Raw genomic sequence first — 15,821 nt, forward strand, 5'->3', positions numbered from 1 at the left:
GGCGAATCGCCGGACACCCGGGCCCCCTTGTCGTCAGGCCGTCACGCAGTCAGCCCGTCAGCCCGTCAGCCTGTCAGGCCGTCAGGCCAGCGCCCAGGCGACATCCCTGAGCAGGGCCTGCCGCCAGCCCGCCCGGTCGTGGCCCGATGCCGACCTGGAGACCCGTACGGTCGCACCGGCCTGCTCCGTCAGGGCCTCGATCAGCTCGCAGTGGGGGCGCATGCGCGTCTCGTGCTCGCCCAGGTCGAACGCGATCCGCAGCCCGGACGGGGCGGGGCGCTCGCGCAGACGCGCGGCGATGGCGCCGCCGCGCGGACCGCCCAGGGGGTCCGGCAGGTCCGCGGCCTCCGGCGTCCACCAGAACGACCCCGACTGGCAGGCGACCCGGGACACCAGTTCCGGGAACTCCAGTGCCGCGTACATCGCGCTCAGACCCGCGAGGCTCTGCCCGGCGACCACGAGCCGGTCGAGGTCCGCGGGCACCCCGCTGTCCGCGACCAGGGGCAGCAGTTCGTCCCGTACGGCCTCCCACAGCTCGGGCCGGCAGCCGAACTCCGCCTGCCGGTCCTTGGTGGGCAGGAACACCAGTGTGGCCGGGGGCATGTCGCCGGCCTCGAAGGCCGCGTCGAAGGCGGTCATGGCCGGGTGCAGGTACAGCCAGTCGTCCCCGTCGAGCAGCAGGACCACCGGTCCGCCGCCGCCCACCGGGTGGACCCGTACGGTGCGCTTCCCGCCGAGCCGTTCACTGGCCCAGCGGATGCGGGTGCGCGGCAGCGGCAGTACGTCGTCGGCGCCCACGGCCGGCCAGTACGGCTGGGGCGGGAGGTCCGGGGTGGCGACGATGGACCGGTCGCCGCCCGCCCGGACCGGGTTGAGCGGGTCGGGGTACGACGATCCGTCATCCGCGAGGAACCGGTAGGTCACTCGGAGCCGGGCGGGCATGAGCACCTCGACGTACCAGCAGTCCGTGTCGCGCCACCGGAGCAGCGGTACCGGATCCGACCAGCTCTCGAAGTCGATGACCGTCGGGGTGCCGCGCCAGAGGAACAGGGTGACCCAACCGCCGTCGCCGGAAGGCGCGGACGCGGGCGTCGCGGCCGCCCAGAACTCGTCGGTGCCGGGCGTGCCGGGCAGGTCGAACGCGGCGAAGGGGCTCTCCGAGCCGTCCTCGGCCAGGATCCGTTCGAGTGCACGCATCGGTGCCTCCTTGTGAGGGGGAAGGGGAAACGTTAAGCTTTATAATTAGGCGAGCCTAACCTAAGTGTGTGGCTCTCTTCATTCTCGATCGACCTTCCCTACGGGCACGGCACCCGCTGTCGGACGGCGCGCACGCCGCACGCCGACGCCACTCGCCGGTCCCATCGGGCTCCTGGAGGAACCCCAGTATGAGCACCAACCCGTTCGACGATGCCGACGGCCGTTTCCTGGTCCTGGTGAACGACGAGGGTCAGCACTCCCTCTGGCCTTCCTTCGCCGACGCCCCCGGCGGGTGGACGGTCGCCCTCGGCGAGACCACTCGCGACGCGTGCCTGGAGTTCATCGAGTCGAGCTGGACCGACCTGCGTCCCCGGTCCCTCGCGGCGGCCGTCGAGGCCTGACCGGGACCGCCCGGACGGGTGAACGCCCCGCCGGGGACCGGTGGGGTGAGCCCGCCGGCCGGGGTTCGCCGTCGGCCCCGGACCCGCCGCGCTCGCGGAGGATCCGGGGCTCGCCCGTGCCGGGCGGGAGTGCGTCCGGCGCTTTCCGGACGCAAGGGGCCGTCGAGCACGGCCGGTTGTCGGCGGACCGCGCGAGCGAGGTCGAGGTAAATTAGGTTAGGCTAAGCTAACTGCGTAGGGATCCTGCGTGGATCGCACGCACGGCATCAGCGGGGGAGGGGATCGTCATGGGCCTGCCGGCCATCGGCTCCTACCCCATGCCCGATCGCGCAGCCCTGCCCCGCTCCTGCGCGTCCTGGGCCATTGACCCGGGCCGCGCCGCACTGCTGGTGCACGACATGCAGAACCACTTCGTGGGGGAACTCCCCACGGACCGTTCCCCGGTCGTGGAACTCGTGGAGAACATCGCGGCCCTTCGCGCCCTCGCCACGGCACTCGGCATACCGGTCGTCTTCACGGCCGAGCCGGCCGCCCAGCCGCCCGGCCAGCGCGGCCTGGCCGCGGACATCTGGGGACCGGGCATCGGTGACGGAACCGACGCCGCCGCGATCATCCCGCCGCTCACCCCGCGGCCGGGCGAGCGCGTGCTGGCCAATGTGCGCCACAACGCCTTCCTCCGCAGCCACTTGGGGAGGCTGCTGCGTTCGGAGGGGCGCGACCAGTTGATCGTCTGCGGGGTCCACGCCCACCTCGGCGTCCTGCTGACGGCCGCGGACGCCTTCATGAACGACATCCAGCCCTTCGTGGTCGCCGACGCGGTGGCCGACTTCTCCGCCGAGGAGCACGCGATGGCCCTGCGCTGGGCTGCCCGCAGCGCGGTCGTGTGTACGACCGAGACCCTGCTGCGCGAGCTGCTGCTCGGAGGCGGGTCCCGAGGCGTGCGCAAGGACGCCTGAGCCGATCCCGTCCGCGCCCATCGACGCCCGCACGCCACCAACTGCCCGCAGCGCGTCCACGCCCGCACCCCGCCGACGCCCGCACCACGGCGCCGCCCCGCGCCCGAGGCGCGCACACGAACCGAGAGAGAGCGGAAGAACATGACCGTACGGGTCGCGGTGGCCGGTGCCAGCGGCTACGCGGGCGGGGAGCTCCTCCGCCTGCTGAGCTCGCATCCCGGTGTGGAGATCGGTGCGTTGACCGCGCACAGCAGTGCGGGGCGTCCGCTGGGGTCCGTGCAGCCGCAGCTCCCGGACTTCGCCGACCGGATCCTCCTGGACACCTCCGCCGCCTCCCTGCGCGGCCACGACGTGGTGTTCCTCGCCCTGCCCCACGGCCAATCAGCGGCCCTGGCAGAGGAGTTGGAGCCCGGCACGCTGGTGGTGGACTGTGGCGCCGACTTCCGGCTGCGGGACGCGGCCGCCTGGGAGCGCTTCTACGGCAGCGCCCACGCCGGCACCTGGCCCTACGGCCTTCCGGAACTGCCGGGGGCACGCGCGGAGTTGAAGGGCGCCACCCGGATCGCCGTGCCCGGCTGCTACCCCACGGCGGTCACCCTGGCCCTGTTCCCCGCCTACGCGGCGCAGCTGGTGGAGCCCGAGGCCGTCATCGTCGCCGCCAGCGGAACCTCCGGAGCCGGACGCGCGCTCAAGACGCACCTCCTCGGCACCGAAGTCATGGGCTCCATGACCCCGTACGGAGTCGGCGGCGGCCACCGGCACACCCCGGAGATCGCCCAGAACCTGTCCCGCGCGGCCGGCGAGCCCGTGACGGTCTCCTTCACGCCCACCCTGGCGCCCATGCCCCGGGGCATCCTCGCCACCTGCTCGGCCCGGCTGCGCCCGGCCGCGGGGACCTCGGCGATCCCCTCGGAGGACGAGGCGCGCGCCGCGTTCGAAGCCGCGTACGCCGACCAGCCGTTCGTACGGCTGCTGCCGCCCGGCCAGTGGCCCACCACCGCCGCGGTCCTCGGCTCGAACACCGCGCAGGTGCAGCTCGCCGTGGACCCGGACGCCCGCAGGCTGATCTGCGTGAGCGCCATCGACAACCTGACGAAGGGCACCGCCGGTGGGGCGGTGCAGAGCATGAACATAGCCCTCGGCCTGCCGGAACGGCTGGGCCTGCCCACGAATGGAGTGGCTCCTTGAATCCTCCCCGCCCTAAAGGGCGGGGATTCCTGGCTCACGTTGGCTGTGGACCGGCGGTCCGTCAGCTCTTACACGATCGGCACCAGCCGGGTTGAGACCAGCCCGGACCAGCATGACGTGTGTGGAGTTCTTGTCCCTGGGGGACACGGCTCCGCACGCGGTGCAGGTGTAGGTACGTTCTGAGAGAGGTAGTGCGTGCTTGGTTCTCGCTCCGCACTGCGCGCAGTCCATGGTGGTGTGCGCGGGGTGTACCAGGTGCACGATGCGCCCGTGCTTACGAGCCATGGCGATCAGCTCGCGCTTGGTCGCACCGATCGCGGCGTCGGCTGCTTTACGGGCCATGGTGGATTTGGCGAGGAAGCGCGGGCGGAAGTCCTCGACGGCGAGGGCGTCGTGGTCGCGGACCACGGCCTTGGCCCACTTGCGGGCGGTGTCCTGGCGTTGCCGGGCCACTCTCTTGTGGAGCTTCGCCGTCAGCTTCTTCGCGGCTCGGTAGCCCCTCGATCCGGGTTTGCCCTTCGCCGGTTTCCGGCGGGCCGTCATCCGCTGATAGCGAGCGAGCCCGGCGGCGGCCTTCCGCCCGTGCTCGGTGTGCGGAAGGTCGTGGGCGTCGCTGGTGGTGGTCGCGGTCTCCCGCACTCCCCAGTCGATCCCGATCACCGCACCCGTCTCCGGGAGCGGCTGCACTTCGGCGGGGACGACGAAACTGGCGTACCAGTGTCCGAGGCTGTCCCGGTACACGCGCACCGACGATGGCGGCTCGGGCAGATCCCGCGACCACACCACGGTCACGCTGATACCTCCGGCCAGATGCAGACGCCCGTCCTTCAACCGGAAGCCACGCTGCGTGTAGTTGAGCGTGGGGTCCGTCACGTGCTTCTTCTTGTACTTCGGCATCCCGGCGCGCTGCCACATCGGCAACCGAGTCTTGATGTCCCCCAGCGCCTTGGCCCGGGATTTACCGAAGTCGCGGATGATCTGTTGTTGGGGAACGCTGCTGCCCTCAAGCAGCCACTTCATCGAGCGTCGGGCCCCGGTCAGCAGCTTGTCGAGCTACGAGGGACCACACGTCATCTTCTCGTCGGCCGTCTTGTTGTGGGCGTGGACCTTGCGGGACATCGCCACGCACTCGTTCCACACCCACCGGCACCGAGCCCACTCCGCCTCAAGCCGGGCAAGCGCGGTAGACGACGCGCGAAGCCGGAAGGTGTACCGGGCATGCCCGGTATCCCCAACGTCCGTCGCTGCTGTCGCTGCCATGCTTCCCAACCTAACCACCCCCACTGACAACGAAAGAGAGTGCAGGTCAGAACAGATGCGCAACGAACTCCGCCGCTATGCGGCTCCGCCCCAAGGACCCGTTCCTCCCCGGGCTGAAGCCCGGGGCATTCTGGGAGAGATCACGTGAGCGGGGCGGAGATGACGCAGATGGAGGCCCAGCCGAAGACGTCGGCCATCATGCCGGCCCCCCGGGACCTGCCCTGGCTGGAGCAGCTCCAAGGGCGCACGGTCGTCGTCAAGTTCGGCGGCAACGCCATGGTGGACCCGTCCGCGCACCGGATGTTCGCCCAGGACGTGGTGGAGCTCTGGCACGCGGGCCTGCGTCCCGTCGTCGTCCACGGCGGCGGTCCCCAGATTAGCGCGCTGCTCGAACGGCTCGGCCTGGAGACGCGCTTCGAGGCCGGACTGCGGGTGACCACACCGGAGACGATGGACGTGGTGCGCATGGTGCTCACCGGCAAGGTGCAGCGCGAACTGGTCGGGGCGATCAACGCCCACGGGCCGTTCGCCGTGGGCCTGTCGGGCGAGGACGCCCACACGATGACCGCCGTACGGCGCCCGGCCTGGGTCGACGGCCTGCCGGTGGACATCGGCCTGGTCGGCGACATCGTGGACGTGGACGGCGCGACGATCGAGGGGCTGCTGGAGCAGGGCCGCATCCCCGTCGTGTCGCCCGTCGCGCGCGGCGAGGACGGCCAGGTCTACAACGTCAACGCCGACCTCGCGGCCTCGGCCCTGGCCGTGGCCCTCGGGGCCGACCGGCTGGTGGTGATGACCGACGTCGAGGGGCTGTACGCGGACTGGCCGCACAGCACCGAGGTGATCGACCGCCTGACGGCCGGCGAACTGGACGCCATGCTGCCGGAGCTCGCGAGCGGCATGCTCCCCAAGATGGAGGGCTGCCTGCGCGCCGTACGGGCGGGCGTCGCCAAGGCGCAGGTCATCGACGGCCGGGTGCCGCACGCGCTGCTGCGCGGAGTCCTCACCGAGGACGGACCCGGCACCACGGTGGTGCCGGACGAGGAAACCGGCCCGCAGGGGCCGGACGGCGACGAGGGGGACGGCGCGTGACCGCCGACAGCACGAAGACACCGCTCGCCGACCGCTGGCGCGCGGTGATGATGGACACCTACGGCACGCCCGCGCTGGCCCTGGTCAGGGGCGAGGGCAGCACGGTCTGGGACGAGGACGGCCGCGCGTACACGGACTTCACCGGCGGGATCGCCGTCAACGCCCTCGGGCACGCCCACCCCGCCCTGGTCTCGGCCGTCCAGGACCAGGTCGCCCGGCTCGGCCACGTGTCGAACCTGTTCGTCTCGGAGCCGGCCGTCGCGCTGGCGGAACGGCTGCTGGCCCTGCTGGACAGGCCGGGCCGGGTGTTCTTCGCCAACTCGGGCGCGGAAGCGGTCGAAGCCGCCTTCAAGATCGCCCGCCGGACCGGACGCCCGCACCTGGTCGCGACGGAGGGCGGGTTCCACGGGCGCACCATGGGGGCGCTGGCCCTCACCGGCCAGCCGCCCAAGCGCGCCCCCTTCCTGCCCCTGCCCGGGGAGGTCACGCACGTTCCCTACGGGGACGCGGCGGCGCTCCGCGCGGCCGTCACCGAGCACACGGCCGCGGTCGTGCTCGAACCCCTGCAGGGCGAGGCCGGAGTCGTCCCGGCGCCCGCGGGCTACCTGCGCGCGGCCCGTGAGATCACCCGCGCCACGGGCACGCTCCTCGTACTGGACGAGGTGCAGACCGGGATCGGCCGTACCGGCCACTGGTTCGCGCACCAGGCGGAGCCGGGCGCGGAGCCGGACGTGATCACCCTGGCCAAGGGGCTGGGCGGCGGTCTGCCGATCGGCGCCGCGGTCGCCTTCGGCCCCGCCGCCGAGCTGCTGACCCCCGGTCAGCACGGCTCCACCTTCGGCGGCAACCCGGTGGCCTGCGCGGCCGGGCTCGCCGTCCTGGAGACCATCGAGACGGAGGGGCTGCTCGCCCACGCCGCGCGGGTGGGGGAGCGGCTGAGGCTCGGCATCGAGGCACTGGAACACCCCTTGGTCCGAGAAGTGCGGGGCGCCGGCCTGCTCCTGGGCATCGCCCTGGCCGAGCCGGTCGCCGCGCGGGTCCAGCGGGCCGCGCAGGACGCCGGGTTCCTCGTGAACGCGGCGGGCGCGGGCGTCGTACGGCTGGCTCCCGCCCTGACGCTGCTGCGGGAGCGGGCCGATGCCCTGGTGGCGGCGCTGCCCGCGATCCTCGACGCCGCGAGCCCGGCCTGATCGGCGGGACACCTCACAGGGGCGGGTCCCTCAGGGACCCGCCCCTTCGTCGTCTCGTCGTCTCTTCTCGTCTCGCGGGGTCGGTGGCCGGCTCGCCGTCGCGCGGGTCAGAGGGCGCGGGACAGGACGCGTGCGCCCCGGGCGGGGTCGAGCGACTGGGCCCAGTCGGCGGGCGCCAGGCTGGGGAGGGCCGGGGCGAAGCCGTGGAGGAGGAAGAGGCGGCCGCTGCCGGTCGTCGCCGTGAACAGCGTGGCCAGGGAGCGGTTGCGGGCTCTGGCGACCGCCGCGTGCAGGAGTCGGGCTCCCATGCCCGAGCCCTGCCGGTGGGCCGCGACGCAGAAGTTGTAGAGCACGCCGGCGGCGGGGTGCTCGCGCAGGCCGAGGCAGCCCTCGAGGGTTCCGTCGGGTGCTTGCGCGACGAGGAAGTCGGACGCCCGGGAGAGGTAGAGGGAGAGCGGGCGTTCGCGGAGCGCCCCCGCGTGGACGAACGGCCGGGAGAGGGCGGCGAGCGCCGGGCCGTCGTCCCGGCGCGCCGGGCGCACCGAGAACTCGGGGACCCCGTGCCACCGGGGGGCGGGGATGCGGGGCGACAGGGTGGCGTGCGCGGCGGCAGGGGGCAGCGTGGCCGTGGTCAAGGTGTTCCTTCCTCGGGTTCCGCCGTGTGCGGGGGCGGGAGCCTCCCGGACGGGTTCCAGAGCGGATTCCGAGTGGGATTCGAAGGCGCTGGACGTGCCGGAGGCTCCCCGGCGGAACGTTCTAAGTAAGGGTAGCCTTACCTAGATGGTGGAGCCAAGTCGGCCCGTACGGACGGCGCGGGCCGCCACGTAGCCGGGGAAGGCGGGCACGTCGGCGACGGCCCAGCCCGGCGGAGCCGAGGGGGCGGCGCCGGTGCCCACGTACGTCAGGGCCGGGTTCCCGCCGAGGCCGATGCCGACTCCCTTGAGGTAGGCCTCCTTGCGGGACCAGCAGCGGGCCACCGCGGCCGGGCGCTCGCCGGCCGGCAGCGCCGACAGCTCGGCGCGCTCGTCCGGATGGAGAACCCCCGCCAGCTCGGACACCAGTTGGGCGGCCAGCGCCGGGGTCGGCCGCTGCTCCACGTCCACGCCGACCGGACTGTCGGCGAAGGCCACCAGTACGGCGTCCCCCGCGTGCGACAGCGAGAAGTGCAGCGGTAGGCCGGGCACGGCGGGCCGGCCGTGCGGCGCACCGCAGCCGGGGCACGGCTCACGGAAGAAGCGCACCTGCGCCGGGTCCTGGCCGAGCCGGTCGCCCAGCAACTGCCGCAGCACGACGTGGGCGACCCGGTACTGGTCACGGTCGGAGGCACGCCTGATGCCCTGGAGCCGGGCCCGCTCGTCGCCGTCGAGCACCTGCTCCAACTCCCGCGCCCGGTCCGCGTACAGGCTCACGCGCACCGCCCACAGCCCCGGTCCGGGCGAGGTGAGGGCGTCCGGGCCGGGGGCCAGGTCCGGTACGGCCGTCATCCGCACGGGCGGCCGGGGTAGTCGTCGCCTTCGGGGGCCCCGGCCTCGCGCATCCGGCACATGACCTCCCCGAGGAGGGCGTCGTCCACGTCCACGGGCATGTTGAACTCCCGGTCGAACACGAAGGAGTCACCCGCGCCCGCGTGCCAGATCACCCAGCGCGGCGGCACGGCGGGCGACTCCCACAGCGGAGAGAACCGTTCCAGCACACTCGTCCGACCACTCAAGCCAGTCACACCGCTCACACCACTCACACCGATCACAGCTTTCCCGCATCCGTCCTCGTCTGCTGTCCGTCGACAAAGGTCTCCACGACCTCGATCGCGCCGATCCGGGAGGGATCGACGTACCGCGGGTCGTCACCCAGGACGACCAGGTCGGCGCGCTTCCCCGGGGTGAGGCTGCCGGCGCTGTCGTCCCACCGGCAGGCGTACGCGCCGGCGACCGTGTAGGCGTGCAGCGCCTCCTCGACGGTGACCGCCTCGTCCGGCCCGACCGGCCGCCCGGAGGCGGAGGCGCGCTCGACCATGAACTGGATCGCCCGGAGCGGAGCTCCGTCCGTGACGGGACGGTCCGAGCTGCCCACGAGGGTCACCCCGTGGTCCAGGAACCCGCGCCCCCGGTACATCCAGGGCGCCCGCTCCTCTCCCATCGCGGCCGCGTAGTCGTCCCCGAAGGAGTAGAGGAAGGTCGGCTGGACGACCGCGCTGACGCCCAGGCGCGCGAAGCGCGGGAGCTGGTCGGGACGGATCAGCCCGGCGTGCTCGATCCGGTGCCGCGCGTCCGGGCGGGGCCGTAGCCGCTGTGCCTGCTCCAGCGCGTCGAGCGCGAGGTCGGCGGCGCGGTCCCCGATGGCGTGGACGGCGAGCTGCCAGCCGGCGAGGTGGCCGTCCACGATGAGCCGGGTGAGGCGTTCGGGGTCGTCCTGGAGCTGACCGGTGTGGTCCGTGCCCGCGTACGGGGCGGTGAGCGCGGCGGTGCGCGCCATCATCCCGCCGTCGGTGTAGATCTTGAGCGCCCCCAAGGACAGCCAGTCGTCGCCGAACCCGGTGCGCATGCCCAGGTCCAGGGCGCGGGGGATCCCGTCCTCCCGGTGCGCTTCGCGCGGCCGCAACGTATCGCCCGCGGGCATGAGCTGCACCCGCAGGGGCAGCCTCCCCTGGTCCCGCAGCAGTTGGTACGCACCGAGCTCGACCGGGCTGTGGCCGAGCAGCCCGCCCCCGATGCCCGCCTCGGCGACGGCGGTCACGCCTTCGGCCAGGCAGGTCCGGGCCGCGCGCTCGACGGCGTCGGCGATCTCCTCCTGCCCGTACGGCAGCCGGAGCCGCCGCGCGGCGGTCATGGCGCCCTCGGCCAGAAACCCGTCCTGGTGCGGAACATCGGCGGGCAGCAGCCCCAGTACCGCGCTGTTCACGACACACCCGTGCCCCGAGTCGTGCATCAGGAACACCTTGCGCCCACGGCTGACCGTATCCAGCTCGGCGGCGGTCAGGTGCCGTCCCAGAGCCCGCTGGTCGTAACCCATGACATCGACCCAGGCGCCGTCCCCGCCCGCGGAGCGGGAGACCGCCTCCGCCACCACGGCCAGCACGTCCCCGACCCGCTCGCACGGGGCGACGCTCGGGGTGCTCTGCTTCAGCCCGGTCCAGGCGAGGTGCACATGACTGTCGATGAACCCCGGCAGCAGGGTGGCGCCCTGCAGATCGACGACCTCCCGGGCCGCCAGCGAGGCGACATCCCCGTCGAGCCCCACGATCCGGCCCCGCCAGATCCCCAGCGTATGGGCGACGGGACGATCCGGATCCATGGTGATGATGTTCGCGTTGGTCAGCCTCGAACACAGCATGGGCGGTCCAACTCCCCCTGGCGGCAACGCGCATGTACACGAGTCAGGACGGGGGCCAAGGGCCGCCACATCCGACTTAGGTGACCCTAACTGTACATTCGGCAGCCGGTCAACGTGCGACCGATCCCGATCGCCTCCGGGCCGGGGTCAGACCGGGAGGCCCGTCGGTTCCTTGATGCGCTTCATGATGATCTGGGAGTTGACCTCCGTGACGCCCGAGAGGGCCGTCAGTTTTTCGATCCAGAGGCGTTCGTACGCGCGGAGGTCCGCCACCGCGATGCGCAGGAGGCAGCCGGGGCTGCCGAAGAGGCGGTAGGCCTCGATGACGTCGGGGATGTCCTGGAGGGCGGCTTCGAAGGCTTCCACGGCCTCGCGGTCGCGGCGGACCTCCACGGAGACCAGGACCTCGAAGCCGCGGCCCACCGCTTCGGGGGAGATCACCGCGCGGTAGCCCTGGATGATCCCTTCCTCTTCCAGCTGGCGGACCCGGCGCATGCAGGGGGAGGGGGTGAGGCCCACGCGCTGGGCCAGCTCCTGGTTGCTGAGCCGGCCGTCGGCCTGAAGCTCACGCAAGATTTCTTTGTCGATCGCGTCCATGGCGCAATTATCGCGCATGTTTTGTTGCCGGCTGGGGTGAAGTGGCAATCGCATTGCGCGTAGATCGGCCTACCATTGCCGTTTGTAGAAAATCTGTGCGGGCTGTGTGAGGGAAGGGTCGTGGTCATGGGACGCATCGTCGTGATCAGTACGGGCGGGACGATCGCCAGCCGCTGGCAGGGTTCCGGTTTCGCGGCCGATGCGGACGGTGCCGAGGTCATGGCGACCGCGCCGCTGCCGGAGGGGGTGAGCGTGGAGGTCGTTGATCTGTTCAGCGTCAACAGCCCTCGGCTGACCACCGCACACCAGCTGACCTTGCTGCGGACCGTGCACGAGGTGCTCGCCGACCCGGATGTGGACGGGATCGTGGTCACGCACGGCACGGACACGCTGGAGGAGTCGGCGTTCCTGGTGGACCTGCATCATCACGATGAGCGGTCTGTTGTCTTCACCGGTTCGCAGCGGCCCATGGGGGCGGCGGACGGGGACGGCCCCGGCAATCTCTACGATGCCCTGCTGACCGCGTCGAAGACGCGCGGGCTCGGCGTCCTGATCACGTTCGCGGGGCGGGTGCACGCGGCGCGCGGCACCGTGAAGGCGCAGGCGGTGGCGCTCGATGCGTTCGCCGACCCGTCGAAGGAGCTGTTGGGGAAGGTCGGTTTCGGGAAGGTCACCGTGCTGCGGACGCCGGTGCGGCCGGAGCCGTTGCCGTTGCCCGCGATGCCGGAGGCTCCGGAAGGGCCGCCGCGGGTGGACGTCGTGGTGCACCACGTGAGCGGTGACGCGGTGCTGCTGAACGCCGCGGTGGCGGCGGGGGCGCGGGGGATCGTGCTGGTCGGGACGGGCGCGGGCAACGCCACGCCGGAGGTCGTCGACGCCGTGAAGGCGGCTGTCGCGGGCGGCGTGCTGGTGGCGTTGACCACGCGGGTGGCGGCCGGGCCCGTGACGGAGATCTACACCCATGGGGGTGCGGTCGATCTGGTTGCGGCCGGGGCGGTGCCTACGGGGACGTTGCGGGCGCCGCAGGCGCGGGTCGCGGTGCTCGCGGCGTTGCTCTCCGAGGGGGATGCGGGGGATCCGGCGGAGCGGGTACGGGTGCTGCGGCGGGTGCTGGCCACTGGTGGGCCCGTGCTGGTTGCCGCCTGACCTTGGCCCTGGCCGGCCCTGGCCCTGGCGGGGTCGGGCTCCGGGTGCCTGGTGCCCGGTGCGCTGATTCCGGGGCGGGGTCGGAGTGCCGCTGCGCGGGCTTGCTCCCCGCCCCGCCCTTTCTCCGTTTCCTGGGGCTCCGCCCCAGACCCCGCGCCTCACACGCCGGCGAGGCTGGATGTGGCCCCGCGCCTCACACGCCGGCGAGGCTGGATGTGGCCCCGCGCCTCACACGCCGGCGAGGCTGGATGTGGCCCGGCCGCGTCAGGAGTCGGTGAAGGCCGACAGTAGGTGGTCCGCCGCCAGGGTCGGGGTCAGGGTGCCTGCCCGGACGGCTGATTCCAGGGTCGGGGCCAGGTCTCGTACCGCCGGGTTCGAGCGGAGGCGTTCCAGGAGTTCGTCGCGGACCATCGACCAGGTCCACTCCACCTGCTGGGCCGCGCGCTTCGACGCCAGGCGGCCGCCCGCTTCCAGGAGCACGCGGTGCTGTTCCAGCCGGTTCCAGACCTCCTCCAGGCCCGTGGATTCCCGGGCGCTGCACGTGAGCACCGGCGGGGTCCACGCGGCGTCGGCCGGGTGCATCAGGCGCAGCGCGCTCGACAGTTCGCGCGCCGCCGACTTCGCGTCGCGCTCGTGCGGGCCGTCGGCCTTGTTGACGGCGAGGACGTCGGCCAGTTCCAGGACGCCCTTCTTGATGCCCTGGAGGCCGTCGCCCGTGCGGGCGAGGGAGAGGAGGAGGAAGGAGTCGACCATTCCGGCGACCGTGGTCTCGGACTGGCCGACGCCCACCGTCTCGACGAGGACCACGTCGTAGCCCGCGGCCTCCATCACGATGATCGATTCCCGGGTGGCCTTGGCCACCCCGCCCAGCGTCCCCGCCGAGGGGGACGGGCGGACGAAGGCCGCGGGGTCCACGGAGAGGCGTTCCATCCGGGTCTTGTCGCCCAGGATGGAGCCGCCCGTACGGGTTGAGGAGGGGTCGACGGCCAGGACCGCCACCTTGTGGCCGAGTCCTGTCAGCATCGTGCCGAAGGCGTCGATGAAGGTGGACTTCCCGACGCCCGGCACGCCGCTGATGCCGATCCGGCGCGCCCGCCCCGCGTGGGGGAGGAGTTCCGTCAACAGGCTCTGGGCCATGGCCCGGTGCGCCGGCAGGGTGGACTCGACGAGGGTGATCGCGCGCGCGATGAACGCGCGCTTCCCGTCGAGCACCCCTTTGCTGTAGGCGGCGAGGTCGATCTTCGGCACCCGGGCTCGCCTACAGCTCGTGCGGCTCGTGGCCCAGGTCCGCGGCCAGCCGCGTCACCAGGTCGTGCGCCGCGTCCGGGATGACCGTGCCGGGCGGGAACACCGCCGTCGCACCCATCTCCAGGAGGGTGGGGACGTCCGCGGGAGGGATGACCCCGCCCACGACGATCATGATGTCCTCGCGCCCCTCCTCGGCCAGCGCCTCGCGGAGCGCCGGTACGAGGGTCAAGTGGCCCGCGGCCAGCGAGGAGACGCCGACCACGTGCACGTCGGCCTCCACGGCCTGGCGGGCCACCTCCTCCGGGGTCTGGAAGAGGGGGCCGACGTCGACGTCGAAGCCCAGGTCGGCGAAGGCGGTGGCGATCACCTTCTGGCCGCGGTCGTGCCCGTCCTGGCCCATCTTGCAGACCAGGATGCGCGGCCGGCGGCCCTCCGCCTCCTCGAACCGGTCGACGAGCGCACGCGTGCGCTCCAGGGACGGGGAATCGCCTGCTTCGGTTCGGTACACACCCGAGATCGTACGGATCTGGCTCGCGTGCCGCCCGTAGACCTTTTCGAGGGCGTCGGAGATCTCGCCCACCGTGGCCTTCGCGCGTGCCGCGTCGACCGCCAGGGCGAGCAGGTTGCCGTCGCCGCGCTCGGCCGCGTTCGTCAGCGCCCGCAGGGTGTCCTGGGTGACCGCCTCGTCGCGCTCCTCGCGCAGCCGCCGGAGCTTGGCGATCTGCTGGGCGCGGACCGAGGAGTTGTCGACCTTGTGGACGTCGATCCGCTCGTCCGTCGCCACCCGGTACTTGTTGACGCCGATCACCGGCTGGCGGCCCGAGTCGATGCGGGCCTGCGTGCGGGCCGCGGCCTCCTCCACGCGGAGCTTCGGGATGCCCGCGTCGATGGCCTGCGCCATGCCGCCGGCCGCCTCGACCTCCTGGATGTGCTGCCAGGCCCGGCGCGCCAGGTCGTACGTCAGCTTCTCGACGTACGCGCTGCCGCCCCACGGGTCGATGGAGCGGCAGGTGCCCGACTCCTGCTGGAGGAGGAGCTGGGTGTTGCGGGCGATGCGGGCGGAGAAGTCGGTGGGGAGGGCGAGGGCCTCGTCCAGCGCGTTGGTGTGCAGGGACTGGGTGTGGCCCTGGGTCGCGGCCATCGCCTCGATGCAGGTGCGGGTGACGTTGTTGAAGACGTCCTGCGCCGTGAGGGACCAGCCCGAGGTCTGCGAATGCGTGCGCAGCGACAGGGACTTGGCGTTCTTCGGGTCGAACTGCTTGACCAGGCGGGCCCAGAGGAGGCGGGCCGCGCGCAGCTTCGCCACCTCCATGAAGAAGTTCATGCCGATCGCCCAGAAGAAGGACAGGCGCGGCGCGAAGGCGTCCACGTCCAGGCCGACCGCCTGGCCCGCCCGCAGGTACTCCACGCCGTCGGCGAGGGTGTACGCCAGCTCCAGGTCGGCCGTGGCCCCGGCTTCCTGGATGTGGTAGCCGGAGATCGAGATGGAGTTGTAGCGGGGCATCTTCTGCGAGGTGAAGGCGAAGATGTCGGAGATGATCCGCATCGAGGGCTTCGGCGGATAGATGTAGGTGTTGCGGACCATGAACTCTTTGAGGATGTCGTTCTGGATGGTCCCGGCGAGCTTGTCGGGGGAGACGCCCTGCTCCTCCGCCGCCACGATGTAGAGCGCGAGGACCGGCAGCACGGCGCCGTTCATCGTCATCGACACCGTCATCTTGTCCAGCGGGATGCCGTCGAAGAGCTGGCGCATGTCGTAGATCGAGTCGATCGCCACGCCCGCCATGCCGACGTCGCCCGTCACCCGCGGGTGGTCGCTGTCGTAGCCGCGGTGCGTGGGCAGGTCGAAGGCGATCGACAGGCCCTTCTGGCCGGACGCGAGGTTGCGGCGGTAGAAGGCGTTGGACTCCTCGGCCGTGGAGAAGCCCGCGTACTGCCGGATGGTCCAGGGCTGGTTGACGTACATCGTCGGGTACGGGCCGCGCAGGTACGGGGCCACACCCGGGTAGGTCCGGAGGAAGTCCAGGCCCTCCAGGTCGCGGCCCGTGTACAGGGGCTGTACGCCGATGCCCTCCGGGGTCTCCCACAGCAGCTCGGCGGCTCCCGAGCCGGTGGACTCCTTCAGCGCGGTGCGCCACTGGTCCTCGGACCCGGCGGCCGGGGCCGCGCCGTCCAGCGGGAGTTCGGAGAAATCGGGGATGCGGGGGGTGCGGTCG

General features: G+C 72.3%; 14 protein-coding genes and 1 pseudogene. 6 read left to right on the forward strand and 9 right to left on the reverse strand.

What is annotated here, in order from left to right:
- Positions 1-81: 81 nt before the first annotated feature.
- On the reverse strand, positions 82-1,197 hold the full coding sequence (locus tag AC6CKD_RS15260; protein ID WP_498327824.1) for an alpha/beta hydrolase-fold protein: 1,116 nt from the start codon (positions 1,195-1,197) through the stop codon (positions 82-84).
- Between the two features lie 188 nt (positions 1,198-1,385).
- On the opposite strand from AC6CKD_RS15260, the gene AC6CKD_RS15265 reads away from it, so the two are divergent.
- From AC6CKD_RS15265 to argC, 3 genes are all read left to right on the forward strand, one after another.
- A complete protein-coding gene (locus AC6CKD_RS15265) occupies positions 1,386-1,598 on the forward strand; it encodes an MbtH family protein (protein WP_498327826.1) in 213 nt (70 codons plus the stop codon).
- Positions 1,599-1,885: 287 nt separating this feature from the next.
- A complete protein-coding gene (locus tag AC6CKD_RS15270) occupies positions 1,886-2,554 on the forward strand; it encodes an isochorismatase family protein (protein WP_498327827.1) in 669 nt (222 codons plus the stop codon).
- Positions 2,555-2,695: 141 nt separating this feature from the next.
- On the forward strand, positions 2,696-3,742 hold the full coding sequence (gene argC / locus AC6CKD_RS15275) for an N-acetyl-gamma-glutamyl-phosphate reductase (protein WP_498327829.1): 1,047 nt from the start codon (positions 2,696-2,698) through the stop codon (positions 3,740-3,742).
- Positions 3,743-3,754: 12 nt separating this feature from the next.
- Here argC and AC6CKD_RS15280 read toward each other — a convergent pair.
- Positions 3,755-5,002: pseudogene (locus AC6CKD_RS15280) on the reverse strand (RNA-guided endonuclease InsQ/TnpB family protein).
- Between the two features lie 198 nt (positions 5,003-5,200).
- Here AC6CKD_RS15280 and argB point away from each other — a divergent pair.
- Complete coding sequence (argB, locus tag AC6CKD_RS15285; protein WP_498328124.1) at positions 5,201-6,094, forward strand: acetylglutamate kinase; 894 nt, start codon at positions 5,201-5,203, stop codon at positions 6,092-6,094.
- A 47-nt stretch (positions 6,095-6,141) separates the two neighbouring features.
- Positions 6,142-7,284, forward strand: coding sequence for an acetylornithine transaminase (locus AC6CKD_RS15290; RefSeq protein WP_498328125.1), 1,143 nt, complete (start codon positions 6,142-6,144; stop codon positions 7,282-7,284).
- Between the two features lie 107 nt (positions 7,285-7,391).
- Here the strand turns inward: AC6CKD_RS15290 and AC6CKD_RS15295 are convergent, their stop codons facing one another.
- From AC6CKD_RS15295 to AC6CKD_RS15315, 5 genes are all read right to left on the reverse strand, one after another.
- Complete coding sequence (locus AC6CKD_RS15295; RefSeq protein WP_498327830.1) at positions 7,392-7,919, reverse strand: GNAT family N-acetyltransferase; 528 nt, start codon at positions 7,917-7,919, stop codon at positions 7,392-7,394.
- Positions 7,920-8,060: 141 nt separating this feature from the next.
- Positions 8,061-8,768, reverse strand: coding sequence for a 4'-phosphopantetheinyl transferase family protein (locus tag AC6CKD_RS15300; protein ID WP_498327832.1), 708 nt, complete (start codon positions 8,766-8,768; stop codon positions 8,061-8,063).
- Positions 8,765-8,995, reverse strand: coding sequence for a hypothetical protein (locus AC6CKD_RS15305; protein ID WP_498327833.1), 231 nt, complete (start codon positions 8,993-8,995; stop codon positions 8,765-8,767). The genes AC6CKD_RS15300 and AC6CKD_RS15305 overlap by 4 nt, the downstream gene beginning before the upstream one ends.
- Positions 8,996-9,027: 32 nt before the next feature.
- Positions 9,028-10,614, reverse strand: a complete 1,587-nt coding sequence (locus AC6CKD_RS15310; RefSeq protein ID WP_498327834.1) for an amidohydrolase — start codon at positions 10,612-10,614, stop codon at positions 9,028-9,030.
- Between the two features lie 147 nt (positions 10,615-10,761).
- On the reverse strand, positions 10,762-11,211 hold the full coding sequence (locus AC6CKD_RS15315; RefSeq protein ID WP_254384480.1) for an Lrp/AsnC family transcriptional regulator: 450 nt from the start codon (positions 11,209-11,211) through the stop codon (positions 10,762-10,764).
- 126 nt (positions 11,212-11,337) lie between these two features.
- Between AC6CKD_RS15315 and AC6CKD_RS15320 the strand changes: the two genes are divergently transcribed.
- On the forward strand, positions 11,338-12,357 hold the full coding sequence (locus AC6CKD_RS15320; protein WP_498327835.1) for an asparaginase: 1,020 nt from the start codon (positions 11,338-11,340) through the stop codon (positions 12,355-12,357).
- Positions 12,358-12,621: 264 nt separating this feature from the next.
- On the opposite strand, the gene meaB is transcribed toward AC6CKD_RS15320, so the two are convergent.
- Positions 12,622-13,605, reverse strand: coding sequence for a methylmalonyl Co-A mutase-associated GTPase MeaB (gene meaB, locus AC6CKD_RS15325; RefSeq protein WP_498327837.1), 984 nt, complete (start codon positions 13,603-13,605; stop codon positions 12,622-12,624).
- Positions 13,606-13,615: 10 nt separating this feature from the next.
- Complete coding sequence (gene scpA / locus AC6CKD_RS15330) at positions 13,616-15,805, reverse strand: methylmalonyl-CoA mutase (RefSeq protein ID WP_498328126.1); 2,190 nt, start codon at positions 15,803-15,805, stop codon at positions 13,616-13,618.
- Positions 15,806-15,821 lie beyond the last annotated feature (16 nt).

The sequence above is a fragment of the Streptomyces sp. GQ60 genome (genome assembly GCF_059758875.1).

Coding starts and splice junctions, on each gene's coding strand:
- AC6CKD_RS15260 (WP_498327824.1), bottom strand. CDS start 1,197: ATGCGTGCACTCGAACGGATCCTGGCCGAGGACGGCTCGGAGAGCCCC.
- AC6CKD_RS15265 (WP_498327826.1), top strand. CDS start 1,386: ATGAGCACCAACCCGTTCGACGATGCCGACGGCCGTTTCCTGGTCCTG.
- AC6CKD_RS15270 (WP_498327827.1), top strand. CDS start 1,886: ATGGGCCTGCCGGCCATCGGCTCCTACCCCATGCCCGATCGCGCAGCC.
- argC (WP_498327829.1), top strand. CDS start 2,696: ATGACCGTACGGGTCGCGGTGGCCGGTGCCAGCGGCTACGCGGGCGGG.
- argB (WP_498328124.1), top strand. CDS start 5,201: ATGCCGGCCCCCCGGGACCTGCCCTGGCTGGAGCAGCTCCAAGGGCGC.
- AC6CKD_RS15290 (WP_498328125.1), top strand. CDS start 6,142: ATGATGGACACCTACGGCACGCCCGCGCTGGCCCTGGTCAGGGGCGAG.
- AC6CKD_RS15300 (WP_498327832.1), bottom strand. CDS start 8,768: ATGACGGCCGTACCGGACCTGGCCCCCGGCCCGGACGCCCTCACCTCG.
- AC6CKD_RS15310 (WP_498327834.1), bottom strand. CDS start 10,614: ATGCTGTGTTCGAGGCTGACCAACGCGAACATCATCACCATGGATCCG.
- AC6CKD_RS15315 (WP_254384480.1), bottom strand. CDS start 11,211: ATGGACGCGATCGACAAAGAAATCTTGCGTGAGCTTCAGGCCGACGGC.
- AC6CKD_RS15320 (WP_498327835.1), top strand. CDS start 11,338: ATGGGACGCATCGTCGTGATCAGTACGGGCGGGACGATCGCCAGCCGC.